The organism is Micromonospora sp. WMMA1947, assembly GCF_027497355.1.
GTDB lineage: Bacteria > Actinomycetota > Actinomycetes > Mycobacteriales > Micromonosporaceae > Micromonospora.
Map to the genome: position 1 here is coordinate 1893624 of NZ_CP114909.1, position 13443 is coordinate 1907066.

Here is a 13443-nt window from a genome sequence, read left to right on the forward strand (position 1 = left end):
CCGTGTACTCGTGGATCTGGCGCAAGCTGCCGTTCGGGCTGCCCGGCAAGCTGATCGGCTCGCTGGTGCTGGCCACCGCCACCGTCGCGCTGCTCTGGTTCGTGGTGTTCCCGTGGGCCGAGCCGCTGCTGCCCTTCGACGACGTGCAGGTCACCCAGGACTCCGGCGTACCCGGGGACGGTGGGATCACCGAACCGACCGGGCTGCCCGGCGAGGAGGAGCTGCCGTACAGCACCGAGACGAACAACGCCCCACCCCCCACCCCGAACAGGTGACAGCGATGCGCGTACTGGTGATCGACAACTACGACTCGTTCGTCTTCAACCTCGTGCAGTATCTCGGCCAGCTCGGGGCCGACTGCGAGGTGCGGCGCAACGACGAGATCGACGTCGCCGAGGTGGGCCGGGCCGGTGCCGCCGGTGTCCTGCTGTCGCCCGGTCCCGGCAGCCCGGACCGCGCCGGCATCTGCCTGGACGTGATCCGCGAGTATGCCGGCAAGCTCCCGATCTTCGGCGTCTGCCTCGGTCACCAGGCGATCGGCGAGGCGTTCGGCGCGACTGTGGCCCGCGCGCCGGAACTGCTGCACGGCAAGACCTCTGAGGTACGCCACGACGGTGTGGGCGTGCTCGCCGGCCTGCCCGACCCGTTCACCGCCACCCGCTACCACTCGCTGGCCGTCCTGCCCGAGACGCTGCCCGACGAGCTGGAGGTCACCGGCCGCACCGCTTCCGGCGTGGTGATGGCGATGCGGCACCGCACGCTGCCGATCGAGGGCGTGCAGTTCCACCCGGAGTCGGTGCTGACCGAGGGCGGCCACCTGATGCTGGCGAACTGGCTGGCCGCCTGCGGCTACCCCACGGCGCTGGAGCGGGCCCCGGAGCTGGCCGCCGAGGTGGACGCCCGCCGCCAGGCCGCCTTCTCCCCGGCCTGACCCACCGCACCCCGCGCCTCCCCGCCCCGTTGCTCCGTCGATCATGAAGTTGACGGGGACAAATCGGACGCCGAATGCCGTCAACTTCATGATCGACGGGGAAATGGGGGCGGCGGAATGGGGGCCGCGAGAATGGGTGCGGCGGCGGCCCCGGGGATCGGGGACGCCGCCGCGTCGTGCGTCAGGTGGTGGTCAGCGGTCGGTACGCGTCGGCGCCACGGGCGGGAACGGAAAGCCGCTGCCGCCGCCGTTGCCGCCACCGTTGCCCGGCGTGCTCGGGGACGTGCTGGGGGAGCCGCTCGGCGTCGGGCTGGTCGGCTCCTCCTCCTCGCGCGGCACGTCGACCTCGATGGTCACCCGCTCGCCCTTGGCCAGGCTGGTCCCGGCGGACGGCGACTGGCTGCTCACCTTGCCCGCCTGGGACGGCTCGACCTCGTTGCCCTCCCGGACCCGGACCTCGTAGCCGGCCTCCTTGAGCCGCTGCCTCGCCTGCTCCTCGGTGTAACCGCGGACGTTCGGCACCTCGCTGACGTTGCCCCGAGAGACCTTGAGCGTCACCTTGCTGCCCTCGGCGACCGCACTGCCTTCCTTCGGTGAGACGTCGACGACCTGGCCCTTCTGCGCGCTGTTGTTGACGTCCTCGCGCACCGGGATCAGCTTGAGTTCGGTCAGACGGTCGCTCGCGGCGTCGTACGTGCCACCCGTCAGGTTGGTGGGGATGGTCACCTGGCCGGGGCCGGTGCAGACGTTGACGGTGACCTCGGTGTCCTTCTCGACCCGCTGGCCGAACGACGGGCTCTGGTCGACCACCGAGCCCTTCTGGCAGTCGGTGTTCTGCACCGGGTCACCCGTGGCGAACCGCAGCCCGGCCTGGGTGAGCGCCGCCTGCGCCTCGGCCTGCGTGCGGCCCACCACCTGCGGCACCGACACCTTCTCGTTGCCGGCCTGGTTGAGCCAGAGCGCGGTGCCGAGCGCGATCACCGCCAGCACGCCGAGCGCGGCGAACGCGGCGATGACCCAGGACGAGCTCTTGCGCTTGCCCGGGTCACCGACCCGCGCCACCGGCTGCTGGCGGGTCTGCGGGCCCATCATCTGGGTCTGCTGCGCCTGGTGGTAGCCACCACCCGCGGCGGCGCCCATCGGCATGGTCTCGTCGGCCGGCATCACCGGGGTGGCGAGCACCGGCCGCCCGGCGGCGGCGCGGAGCAGATCGGCCCGCATCTCGCCGGCGCTCTGGTAGCGGTTGAGCGGGTTCTTCGACAGCGCCTTGAGCACGATGGCGTCAACAGCGGGGTTGACGTCCGGGTTGATCGTGCTCGGCGTCGGCGGCTGCTCCCGCACGTGCTGGTACGCGACGCTGACCGGGCTGTCCCCGACGAACGGCGGGTGGCCGCAGAGCAGCTCGAACAGCACGCAGCCGGCCGCGTAGACGTCGGAGCGGGCGTCGACCGCCTCACCGCGCGCCTGCTCGGGAGACAGGTATTGCGCGGTGCCGATGACCGCGCTGGTCTGCGTCATCGTGGTGGCGCCGCTGGCCAGCGCCCGGGCGATGCCGAAGTCCATCACCTTGACCTGGCCGGTCTGGGTGAGCATCACGTTTCCGGGCTTGATGTCCCGGTGGATGATCCCGTGCCGGTGGCTGAACTCCAGCGCCGCGCACATGTCGGCGCAGATCTCCAGCGCCCGGCGCGGCTGGAGCCGCCCCTCGACGCCCAGGACCTCCTTGAGGGTCCGGCCGTTGACGAACTCCATCACGATGAACGGCAGGGTCTCGCCCGTGGGGCCGGTTTCCTCACCGGTGTCGTAGACGGCGACGATGGCCGGGTGGTTGAGGGAGGCGGCGTTCTGCGCCTCACGGCGGAACCGCATCTGGAAGGTGGCATCCCGGGCCAGATCGGCACGGAGCATCTTGATCGCGACATCCCGCCCGAGCCGGAGGTCACGGCCGCGGTGCACCTCGGCCATGCCGCCGTAGCCCAGCAGCTCGCCGACCTGATACCTGCCACCGAGCAGGCGGGCCTGCGCTGTCATCGCGTCTCTCGTCCTTCGCTCGTCGTCGTACCGCCGCCGGCCGGCAGGAGGCGTACCTCACGACGGTACGACGTGCGGACCGGATAGTCGCCTCCGTACGCCCGCACCGCGCCGGAGGTCACGCTCACACTCGCCGGGGCGGCTGCGGTATCACCGTATTTCCGGTACAGGAACGAAATCACGCCCGAACAGAGGATGACCAGCACGGCCACCACGATCGCCGTCGTCCACAGCCCGGACCGGGAGCGCCGGGGCGGCGCGGCGACGGGCGGTCGGGCGTACCCCATGGGGTTGTGCGGCGGCACCGGGCGTGGCTGCGGGACGGGGGCCGCGCCGCGCGGCGCCACCGGCGGACGTGGGGCGGGGTGTGCGACCACGGCCGGGTGCGGCATGACAGGCGGGCGCGCCGGGGACACCGGCGGCCGGGGCTGCGGGCGCGGGGCGGCGGCCGGCGGCTGCGGACGCGGCACGGCGGTCGGCACCTGCGCCCGCGCGACGGGCGCGGCCGGCGAGGCGGGTACGCCGGAGATCGGGTGCCCGGAGCGGGCCGCCTGGGAGAGCGCGAGCTTGGCCTGCCGGGCGATGCTCGCCAGCGCGGCGGCGCTGGGCCAGCGCGCGGCCGGGTCCTTCGCCATGGCCCGCTCCACGATCGCCCGGACCTGGGGCGGGATGTCGGCCGGAAGCGCCCGCGGAGTGTCCCGCACGTGCTTCATGGCGATCTCGAGCGGGTTGTCCCCTTCGAACGGGCGGCGGCCGGCCAGGCACTGGTACGCCACGACACCCAGCGCGTAGACGTCCGAGGCGGGGGTGGCGACCGCGCCGGTGGCCTGCTCCGGCGAGATGTACGAGGCGGTGCCGAGCACCGAGCCGGCCGCGGTGAGCTGGCCGACCAGCTCCGAGCGGGCGATGCCGAAGTCGGTGAGCACGAGCGTGCCGTTCGGCCGGACCAGCAGGTTGCCGGGCTTCACGTCGCGGTGCACGATGCCCTTCTCGTGCGCCGCGTGCAACGCGTCGGCGGCCTGGGCCATCAGTGCCATCGTGCGGGCTGGGGTGAGCCGGCCGACCCGGCTGAGCGTGGCGGAGAGCGCGTCGCCCTCGACGTACTCCATCACCAGGAACGCGATGTGCTGGTCGCTGCCGAAGTCGTAGACGTCGACCACGCCCGGGTGGTTGATGGTGGCCATGGTCCGCGCCTCGCCGCGGAACCGCTCGGCGAAGCCGGGTTCGTCCAGAAGGGCCGGGAGCAGGCTCTTGACCGCGACGGTACGGCCCAGCACCTGGTCGGTGCCGCGCCACACGTCGCCCATGCCACCGCTGGCGATCCGCTCGTCGAGGCGGTAGCGGTTGCCGAGCTTCACTCCCGGACCGAGCACGTCAGCGCCTCCCGGAGTCGGCGATCGCCGCCGCCATGATCCGGCCGGCGATACGGGCCGCCTCGGCGCTGCCGCCGTTGCCCGCCTGCTCCAGCTCGACGCAGACCGCGGAGAGCGGCGTGCCGTCCTTGTCCAGCGCGAAGCCGATGAACCAGCCGTGGTCCGGGGTGTTCGGGCCGGACTGGGCGGTACCGGTCTTGCCGCCGACGACGTAGCCGTCGATGGCGGCCCGGCGACCGGTGCCCTCCTTCACCACGTTCTGCATCATGTCGCGCAGGTCGGCGGCGACCTGACCGCTGATCGGGCGGCGCAGCTCGCGCGGCTGGGCGGCGTCGTAGACGGTGGTGCGGTCCGGCCCGAGCAGCTGCTTGACGAGGTAGGGACGCATCTGCTTGCCGTCCTTGTTGGCCACCGCGGCGGCGATCATCGCGCCCTGCAACGGGGTCATCCGCACGTTGTTCTGGCCGATCGAGGACTGCGCCAGCGCGGCCTGGTCGGTGCTGCCGTCCGGGTTCTGCATGTCGCCGGTGCGGCTGGCCGCCACCGACAGGCCGCCCTCGCCGAGCTGGCCGACGTTGAGGTCCTCCTGCTCGAAGCCGAACTGCTTCGCCTTCTCCTTGACCTTGTCGGCGCCGAGGCGGACGCCGAGCTGGGCGAAGCCGGTGTTGCAGGACTCGGTCACCGCCTCCCGCAAAGTGACCTGCGACTCGGGGCAGATCGACGGCGCGGCGTTGCGGATCGGCTGGCCGGCACCGGGCGCGGTGTAGCTGGAGCCGGCCGGGATGCGGGTCTGCTGCCCGACGCCGTTCTCCAGCGCCGCCGCGGCCATGATGATCTTGAAGGTGGAGCCCGGGGGCAGCGTCTCGGACAGTGCCCGGTTCGCCAGCGGGCGGTCCTTGTCCTTCTCCAGCGTGTTGTACGCCCGGTCCGCCTCGGTGCTGTTGTGGCTGGCCAGCGGGTTCGGGTCGAAGCTCGGCATGGAGACGAGCGCCTGCACCGCGCCGGTACGCGGGTCGATCGCGATGGCCGCGCCCTTGGTCGCGCCGACCTGGTTGTCGTTCAGCTGCTTGAACGCCGTCTCCTGGGCCCGCTTGGAGAGCGTCAGCAGCACGTTGCCGCCACCGGTCTCGTCACCGGTGAACATGTCCTTGATCCGGCTGGCGATGAGCGCGTCGCTGGTGCCGGCCAGGAAGTCGTTCTCCACCCGCTCGATGCCGCTCGCGCTGCCGTTGACCGGCTTCCAGCCGAGCACGTGCGCGTACATCGCCCCGCCCGGGTAGGTGCGCTGGTACTTCAGCTCACCGCCGGTCTCCTTGCTGACCGCGTACGCGGTGCCGCCGACCTCGATGTTGCCGCGCTTGCGGTCGTACTCGGCGACCTGGACCCGGCCGTTGTAGTCGCTGTTGCGGTACTCGTCGGCCTTGTAGGCCTGGATCCAGTTCAGGTTCGCGAACAGCAGCCCGAACAGGACCATCACGACCACGCCGACGCGGCGCAGGGGGGCGTTCACGGCCGGATCACCTCCGTCTGGGCGCCGTGCAACTGCTCGGGCGGACCGCCGGCGGGCCGGGCGGCCGGACCACGGCCGCCGGTCACCGGGCGGCGGGCGCCGTCGGAGACCCGCAGCAGCACCGCGATGAGCAGCCAGTTCGCCATCAGCGAGGAGCCACCGGCGGACAGGAACGGGGTGGTCTGACCGGTCAGCGGGATGAGCTTGCTGATGCCGCCGACGATGACGAAGACCTGCAGGCCCAGCGTGAACGCCAGACCACCGGCGAGCAGCTTGCCGAACGAGTCCCGCACCGCCAGCGCGGCCCGCAGGCCCCGCTCCACGATCAGCAGGTAGATCACGAGCAGCGCGGAGAGACCGAACAGGCCGATCTCCTCACCGATGCCGGCGAAGATGAAGTCGGTCTGCACCTCGGGCAGCAGCGCCGGCTGGCCGCCGCCCGGCCCGGCCCCGAACAGGCCGCCGGTGCCGAGCGTGAGCAGCCCCTGCACCAGCTGGTAACCCCTGTCGTACGGCTCGGCGAACGGGTCCAGCCAGATCTGCGCCCGGTCGTAGAAGTTCGCGAACGGGCCGCCCACGGTGCTGCCCAGCACGTACGCCAGGTAGGCGCCGCCGAAGAACAGGATCAGACCGATGAGCAGCCAGCTCACCCGCTCGGTGGCGATGTAGAGCGTCACCACGAACATGCCGAAGTAGAGCAGCGACGTGCCCAGGTCCTTCTCGAAGATCAGGACCAGGAGGCTGACCAGCCACACCACGAGCACCGGGCCGAGGTCGCGCCCCCGCGGGAAGTCGATGCCCAGCACCCGCCGGCTCGCGAGCGAGAGCACCTCGCGCTTGCGCACCAGGTAGTAGGCGAAGAACGTCAGCAGGGTCAGCTTGGCGAACTCACCCGGCTGGATCTGCCCCAGGCCGGGCACGATGATCCAGAGTTTGGCGCCGTTGATCTCGGAGAACCGCGACGGCAGCAACGCCGGGATCATCACCAGCACGATGCCGGCCAGGCCCAGGGTGTACGCGTACCGGGACAGCGAACGGTGGTCGCGCAGGATCGCCAGCAGCCCGGCCGCCAGCACCACGGCGGCCAGCGTCCAGGCGAGCTGCCGGCCACCGGTGCCGGCGAAGATGGCCAGGTCCTCCCGCTCTGCGGGCGTGGCCTTGGCCAGGTCGTACCGGCGCAGGAAGCCGACCCCGATGCCGTTGAGCAGCGCCACCGCCGGCAGCAGCGCCGGATCGGCGTACGGCGCCAGCCAGCGGATCACCAGGTGCAGGCCGAGGAAGACCAGCCCCAGCGCGGCGGCCGGGATCCAGAAGTCGGGCGTGATCGTGTCCAGCGCCTTCGCCTCGACCATCGCCGCGTACGCCGCCACGAGCACCATGGCGAGCAGGAGCAGGGACAGCTCGGCGTTACGCCGGGACCGGGCCAGGCGTACGCCGGACTGCTCGCCCGTCGAAGCGGGCGAGGCGGCCGGTACGGCGGCTGCGGTCACGGATACGTCCTCGGGATCGAGCCGGCACTCACTCCGGCGACCGGCAACCCGCCGGGTCGGCCGGCGGAACGGTGTCGGAGGGTACGGCGTCGGGCGTGATGGGCGACGTCGGCGACGGGGCGCCGGGGGTCGGTGAGCCGGCGACCGGCGGCGACGGTACGGCGCTGCCGCCCGCCGACGGGGTCGGCGCACCCGCCGTCGCCACCGGAGTCGGGCTGGTGGACAGGCCGGGCGACGGGTCGGGCGGGCAGAGCGGCTTGAGGTTCGGGTTCGCCGGGTCGTCGCTGGTCAGCTCCGCCAGCCGGCGCTCCGCGTCCGGCTCGTTGCGGGCCTGGATGCCCTGCTTCACCCGCTCCTGGGCGGCCAGGGTGAGGTCGTCGAGCCGGGCGCCGCTGCGCGCGTGCACGTTCGACAGGTCCAGCCCGGCCACCTGGCCGGGCACCCCGCGGAAGACCGCGAGCTGGCCGTCGTCGGTGGCGCCGACGTAGTACTGCCGCTGGGTGTACGTCCAGCCGCCGAACACGCCACCGCCGACGATCACCGCGAGCGCCAGCACCATGGCGACGGTACGCAGCGGCCGGCGGCGACGCCCCTCGGGCTCGTCGTCGCGGTTGTCCACCGGCTCCTCCGGCGCGGGCGGCCGGGGGGCGGACAGCGCCGAGGCGCGGGCCGCCGGGGTGGAGTCGTCGGCCGAGGTCGCCATGCCCCGGTCGCGGGCGGCGGCGCCGCCGACGATCGGGGACGCCTCGACGATGTCCTGGTCGGTGGCGTCGGCGATGATCACGGTGATGTTGTCCGGGCCGCCGCCGCGCAGCGCGAGCTGCACCAGGCGTTCCACGCACCGCTGCGGGTCGGGGTACTCCCGCATGGTGTCCGCGATGGTCTCCGCGCTCACCACGCCGGAGAGCCCGTCGGAGCAGATCAGGTAGCGGTCGCCGGGCAACACCTGGCGGACGCTGTACTCCGGGTCGATGTCGCGGCCGTCGAGCGCCCGGGTGAGCAGCGAGCGCTGGGGGTGGCTGCTCGCCTCCTCCGCGCTGATCCGGCCCTCGTCGACGAGCATCTGGACGTACGTGTCGTCCTTGGTGATCTGCGCGAACTCGCCGTTGCGCAGGAGATAGGCCCGCGAGTCACCGATGTGGACCATCCCGAGCTTGCTGCCGGAGAAGAGGGTCGCGGTGAGCGTGGTGCCCATCCCCTCCAGCTGCGGGTTGGCGTCCACGGTGTCGCGGAGCTGCTGGTTGGCGGTGCCCACGGCGGAGCGGAGCGCGTCGACCAGGGCGTCACCGGGGACGTCCTCGTCGAGGGGCGCCATGGCACCGATGACGATGTTGCTGGCGACGTCACCGGCGGCCATGCCGCCCATGCCGTCGGCCACGGCGAGCAGCCGCGGTCCGGCGTAGACGGAATCCTGATTGCCGTCTCGGATCAGACCGCGGTCGCTGTGGGCCGCGTAGCGCAGGGTCAGAGTCATGGCCGTAATTCGAGGGAAGTGCGGCCGATCCGGATCGGCACGCCGAGGGGGACGGGGGTTGGTCCGGTGACCTTAGCGCGATCGAGATAGGTGCCGTTAGTCGATCCGAGGTCCTCGACGTACCACTGCCCTTCGCGGGGCACCAGCCGGGCGTGTCGCGCCGAGGCGTAGTCGTCGGTGATCACCAGGGTCGAGTCCTCCGCCCGACCGATGGTGATCTGGGCCTCTCCGAGCGTGATCCGGGTGCCGGCGAGCTGACCGGCGGTGACCACCAACTGGTGGGCGGCCCGGCCGCGCTTGGCCTTCGCCGGCTTCCCCGGCTGCCCGGTCGACGCGCCGATCCCCCGCGGCGCGGCCACCAGCTTGCCCGACCGGGCACCGGCGAAGAGGTCCCGGCGGATCACGCCGACCACCGTGAACACGAAGATCCACAGCAGGATCAGGAACCCGAACCGCGCGACGGTGATGACCAGTTCCGGCAACGCGGGTCAGCCGTCCACGCGGAAGGTCAGCGTCGTGGTGCCGAGCTGGATCATGTCGCCGGGGTTGAGGGCGACCGCCGAGACCCGCTGGCCGTTGACCATCGTGCCGTTGGTGGAGCCCAGGTCGGTCAGCACCACCTGGCCGCCGTCGAAGTCCAGCCGGGCGTGGCGCCGGGAGATGCCGACGTCGGGCAGGCGCAGGTTGGCCTGGTCACCGCGGCCGATCACGGTCGAGCCCATCTGGAGCGGGTAGGTGCGGCCGTCGCCGGAGACCAGGCGGACGTTGCGGCCACCGCCGTGACCGGGCGGAGGGCCGTAGCCGCCACCCTGGTCGTACGCCGGGTACGCCGGGCCGGCGTCGTAGCCGCCGGGCGCGGAGACCGGGGCGACGTCCCCGCCGGTGTAGACCTCGGCGGTGACCCGGAACATGCCGGTGTCCAGGCCCTCACCGCGTTCGACCTCGACGATCACGTCGCCGTAGACCGTCCAGGCCTGCTCGCCGATGAACTCGGCCTGCGACTGGGCCAGCTCCTGGGCCAGCGCGGCGGCGTACGGCGCCAGACGACTGTGGTCGTAGGGCGAGAGATCGATCACGTAGCGGTTGGGCACAAGGGTGCGCCCACCGGCCAGGATCGCCTTGTGCGCCTCGGCCTCCCGCTGCATGGCGTTGAGGATCTCCACGGGGTGGACCACCCCTTTGAAGACCTTGGCGAAGGCCCCCTCGACCAGGCCTTCCAGACGCTTCTCGAAGCGTTGCAGCACGCTCACCGGCTCCTCCTCGGGTCCCGAGGCAATGATGGTATCCGGACACCGCCTCCGCAGCTCACACGCCGCTCGGCCGGCTGCCGTCGGCCCGTTCGTGACCAGGCCCGCGGACGTGCTAAAGTTTCGCCCGCCACGAGCGGTGATCGTTCGTGGCGTGACCAGTGGACAGCGTAATATGTCCCGGCACCCGCCGCAGATGGCGGGCGCGGGATGCGATATGGTGTTCCGGGTCGTGCCACGGGGATGTGGCGGAATGGCAGACGCGCACGGTTCAGGTCCGTGTGTCCGAAAGGACGTGGGGGTTCAACTCCCCCCATCCCCACCAGGACAAGGGCTCCGCACTTCGCGGGGCCCTTGCTTCGTATCGGGGCGTTCCGGACGTCACGCTATGCTCCGATGGTTTCCCTGCCTCCCATGGACCAGGAGTGGCGTGTGACTGTCGCGTTGGTGACCGGTTCCGGCGGTCTGATCGGCTCCGAGGCGGCCCGGCACTTCGCCGGACTGGGTCTCGACGTGGTCGGCATCGACAACGACATGCGGCGGTACTTCTTCGGCGAGGACGGCTCGACCGCCTGGAGCCTCGACCGGCTCGCCGCCGACCTCGGCTCCGCGTACACCCACCACGCCGTCGACATCCGGGACCGGGACGGCCTGGAGCAGGTCTTCAAGCGGTACGGCAAGGACATCGCCGTGGTGATCCACAGCGCCGCCCAGCCGAGCCACGACTGGGCCGCCAAGGAGCCGTTCACCGACTTCGACGTGAACGCCGGCGGCACGCTCAACGTGCTGGAGAACACCCGGCGGCACGCGATCGACGCGCCGTTCATCCACTGTTCCACGAACAAGGTGTACGGCGACCGGCCGAACTCGCTCCCGCTGATCGAGCTGGAGACCCGGTACGAACTGCCCGAGGACCACCGCTGGTACGACGGCATCACCGAGGACATGTCGATCGACGAGTCGCTGCACTCGATCTTCGGCGCCTCGAAGGTCGCCGCCGACGTGATGGTCCAGGAGTACGGCCGCTACTTCGACATGCGGACCGCCTGCTTCCGGGGCGGCACGCTGACCGGCCCGGCGCACTCCGCCGCCGAACTGCACGGGTTCCTGGCGTACCTGATGCGGTGCGTGATGGAGGGCCGGACGTACAACCTCTTCGGTTACAAGGGGAAGATGGTCCGGGACGCGATCCACTCGCACGACGTGCTGACCGCGTTCGAGGCGTTCTTCCGTGAGCCGCGCTCGGCCCAGGTCTACAACCTCGGCGGCGGCCGGCACTCGAACACCTCGCACATCGAGGCGTTCCGGATCGCCCAGGAGATCACCGGCCGCGAGGCCCGGATCAACTACGTCGAGCAGGCCCGCACCGGCGACCACCAGTGGTACGTCAGCAGCATGGCCCGGTTCGAGGAGCACTACCCGTCCTGGAAGATCACGTACGACGTGCCGATGATCCTCCGCGAGATCTACGAGGCCAACGCCGACAAGTGGGTGCCGAAGGCATGAGCGCCGGGACCAAGCGCAACGTGCTCGGCGTCGGGGTCGACGCCACCGACTACGCCCGGGCCACCGAGGCCGTGGTGGCGGCCGCGCACGAGCGCCGCCCGCTGGCGCTCACCGCGCTGGCGGTGCACGGCGTGATGACCGGCGTGCTCGACCCGGCGCACAACGCCCGGCTCAACTCGTTCGACGTGGTCACCCCCGACGGGCAGCCGGTGCGCTGGGCGCTCAACCTGCTGCACGGCGCCGGGCTCACCGACCGCGTCTACGGCCCGGAGCTGACCCTGCGGGTGCTCGCCCGGTTCGCCGAGGAAGGGCTGCCGGTCTACCTCTACGGCTCCACCGAGGAGACGCTGTCCCGGCTCGTCCCGGCGCTGGAGAGCAAGTTCCCCGCGCTGAAGATCGCCGGGGTCGAGCCGTCCAAGTTCCGCGCCGTCACGCCGGGCGAGGACGCCGAGATCGCCGACCGGATCCGGGCCAGCGGCGCCCGCCTCGTCCTGGTCGGGCTCGGCTGCCCGCGCCAGGAGGTCTTCGCGTACGCCATGCGCCCGCTGCTGGACATGCCGCTGATGGCTGTCGGCGCGGCCTTCGACTACCACGCCGGCCTGCTCCGCAACCCACCACCGTGGATGCAGCGCGCCGGACTGGAGTGGTTCTGGCGGCTCGGCCTGGAGCCCAAGCGCCTGTGGCGCCGGTACGTCATCCTCAACCCGGCCTACCTGGCCCGGCTCGCGGCCCAGAAGACCGGCCTGTGGAAGGCCACTCCGCCGGCGCCGGCCACCGGACGTCCCGCCACGTTCGACGTCTGAGCCCGCACCACCCCTACGGGCACAGGTACGGGACGAACCGGGGTGCCGTCCCGGATTCGGCGGGCGTCGAAACGGGCAAGGCTAGGGGGCATGGATGACCGTCTCGCCCTGCTGCTCCCCGTCGCCGCCGTCTGGCTCGCCGCCGGACTCGTCGCGGAGGGCCTGCCCGGGCTGGACCGTGCCCGCGCGCTGCGCCGGCGTACCGGATGGTTGTCCGCCCTGGTGCTGACCGGCCTCGCGCTCACCGCGGCGGTCCTCGCCGCGGGCCTGCAGAGCGCCGGTGACACCACCGTGGACCGGGCCGCCGCCGCGCTCGGTCTCGCGGCGGTGCCGGCAGCAGTGGTGGCGGTCTGCACGGTACGGCGGGTCCGGCGGCTGCGGTCCGGCGCGGGCGCGTTCGCGGCGGCGCCGGGAACGCCCGCACCGCACGGGCTGCGGGCTGCGGCGGCGCACCCGCTGATCGCGCTGCCGCTCCAGGCGACGGCGATCGCCGTGCTCGTGGCGGTGCTGCCGGCGTTCGGGGTCGACCTGTTCGCCGCGCCGGGCGTCGCCGGCCCGGCGATCACCGTCGGGGTGCTCGGGGTGTGCGCGATCGGGGTACGCCACGCGCTGCGGCACAACCGGCTCGCCGAGCGGGCGATGCCGGCCGCCGAGACGGTGTCAGCGCGACCGGCTCGCGCCCTGCACGTATAGCAGTTCCAGGATCGCGCGGGTCGCCTCGAACCAGCGGTCCAGCCAGCCGGGCGGGGGCACGCTGCCCTTCGGGGGCAACTCCATCAGCAGGCCGCGCAGCAGCGGGTGATCCACCAGGGACTCCTGCTGCTCGACCGGCCAGCCGCTCGGCGGGAAGGACGGCTCGGTCAGCGGGTTGGGGTCCAGCGACGGCAGGGACAGCGGCGCCGCGGCCTGCTCGGGAACACCACCCTCGCGGGCGTCGTCGCCGTCACCGGAGACCACCTCGGTGAGGACGGTGTCCCGGCGGGCACCCCGGTACTTGCCACCGAACCGCTCGGGCTTGCCCGGGCCGCTGGTGAGGTTCTCTGAACCGATCGTCGTCATCCGTCTCGCCTGCCTTGTT

At 72.1% G+C, this 13443-nt stretch carries 13 protein-coding genes and 1 tRNA gene; 6 read left to right on the top strand and 8 right to left on the bottom strand.

Annotated features, from left to right (window positions below; genetic code table 11):
• Nucleotides 1-2 precede the first annotated feature (2 nt).
• Nucleotides 3-275, top strand: a complete 273-nt coding sequence (locus O7604_RS09165) for a hypothetical protein (RefSeq protein WP_269703211.1) — start codon at nucleotides 3-5, stop codon at nucleotides 273-275.
• 5 nt (nucleotides 276-280) lie between these two features.
• Nucleotides 281-931, top strand: coding sequence for an aminodeoxychorismate/anthranilate synthase component II (locus tag O7604_RS09170; RefSeq protein ID WP_281579405.1), 651 nt, complete (start codon nucleotides 281-283; stop codon nucleotides 929-931).
• Nucleotides 932-1123: 192 nt separating this feature from the next.
• Here the strand turns inward: O7604_RS09170 and pknB are convergent, their stop codons facing one another.
• The 7 genes from pknB to O7604_RS09205 all read right to left on the bottom strand — a co-directional run bounded on the left by pknB (nucleotide 1124) and on the right by O7604_RS09205 (nucleotide 10086).
• Nucleotides 1124-2962 carry a Stk1 family PASTA domain-containing Ser/Thr kinase gene (pknB, locus tag O7604_RS09175; protein WP_281579406.1) on the bottom strand — a complete coding sequence of 613 codons (1839 nt, stop codon included), beginning with the start codon at nucleotides 2960-2962 and terminating at the stop codon, nucleotides 1124-1126.
• Nucleotides 2959-4335 (bottom strand): serine/threonine-protein kinase, encoded by a 1377-nt coding sequence (locus tag O7604_RS09180; RefSeq protein WP_269703214.1) that lies wholly within the window; start codon nucleotides 4333-4335, stop codon nucleotides 2959-2961. Before O7604_RS09180 ends, pknB begins: the two co-directional genes overlap by 4 nt.
• Nucleotide 4336: 1 nt before the next feature.
• Entirely contained in the window at nucleotides 4337-5845 is a 1509-nt protein-coding gene (locus O7604_RS09185; RefSeq protein WP_269703216.1) for a penicillin-binding transpeptidase domain-containing protein, read from the bottom strand.
• Complete coding sequence (locus tag O7604_RS09190) at nucleotides 5842-7224, bottom strand: FtsW/RodA/SpoVE family cell cycle protein (protein WP_269706954.1); 1383 nt, start codon at nucleotides 7222-7224, stop codon at nucleotides 5842-5844. The genes O7604_RS09185 and O7604_RS09190 overlap by 4 nt, the downstream gene beginning before the upstream one ends.
• A gap of 139 nt (nucleotides 7225-7363) precedes the next feature.
• Entirely contained in the window at nucleotides 7364-8809 is a 1446-nt protein-coding gene (locus O7604_RS09195) for a protein phosphatase 2C domain-containing protein (RefSeq protein ID WP_269703218.1), read from the bottom strand.
• The gene (locus tag O7604_RS09200; RefSeq protein WP_269703220.1) at nucleotides 8806-9291 is read right to left on the bottom strand and encodes an FHA domain-containing protein; all 486 of its coding nucleotides are present in this window, start codon (nucleotides 9289-9291) and stop codon (nucleotides 8806-8808) included. The genes O7604_RS09195 and O7604_RS09200 overlap by 4 nt, the downstream gene beginning before the upstream one ends.
• A gap of 6 nt (nucleotides 9292-9297) precedes the next feature.
• Nucleotides 9298-10086 carry a DUF3662 and FHA domain-containing protein gene (locus O7604_RS09205; protein ID WP_026267912.1) on the bottom strand — a complete coding sequence of 263 codons (789 nt, stop codon included), beginning with the start codon at nucleotides 10084-10086 and terminating at the stop codon, nucleotides 9298-9300.
• Nucleotides 10087-10295: 209 nt separating this feature from the next.
• Between O7604_RS09205 and O7604_RS09210 the strand changes: the two genes are divergently transcribed.
• From O7604_RS09210 to O7604_RS09225, 4 genes are all read left to right on the top strand, one after another.
• Nucleotides 10296-10381, top strand: a tRNA-Leu gene (locus tag O7604_RS09210).
• 71 nt (nucleotides 10382-10452) lie between these two features.
• On the top strand, nucleotides 10453-11562 hold the full coding sequence (locus O7604_RS09215; RefSeq protein ID WP_269703222.1) for an NAD-dependent epimerase/dehydratase family protein: 1110 nt from the start codon (nucleotides 10453-10455) through the stop codon (nucleotides 11560-11562).
• A complete protein-coding gene (locus O7604_RS09220) occupies nucleotides 11559-12365 on the top strand; it encodes a WecB/TagA/CpsF family glycosyltransferase (protein WP_269703223.1) in 807 nt (268 codons plus the stop codon). The genes O7604_RS09215 and O7604_RS09220 overlap by 4 nt, the downstream gene beginning before the upstream one ends.
• A gap of 90 nt (nucleotides 12366-12455) precedes the next feature.
• Nucleotides 12456-13058 carry a hypothetical protein gene (locus O7604_RS09225; RefSeq protein WP_281579407.1) on the top strand — a complete coding sequence of 201 codons (603 nt, stop codon included), beginning with the start codon at nucleotides 12456-12458 and terminating at the stop codon, nucleotides 13056-13058.
• Here O7604_RS09225 and O7604_RS09230 read toward each other — a convergent pair.
• Nucleotides 13026-13424 (bottom strand): hypothetical protein, encoded by a 399-nt coding sequence (locus O7604_RS09230; RefSeq protein ID WP_262012857.1) that lies wholly within the window; start codon nucleotides 13422-13424, stop codon nucleotides 13026-13028. The genes O7604_RS09225 and O7604_RS09230 overlap by 33 nt on opposite strands.
• Nucleotides 13425-13443: the final 19 nt, after the last annotated feature.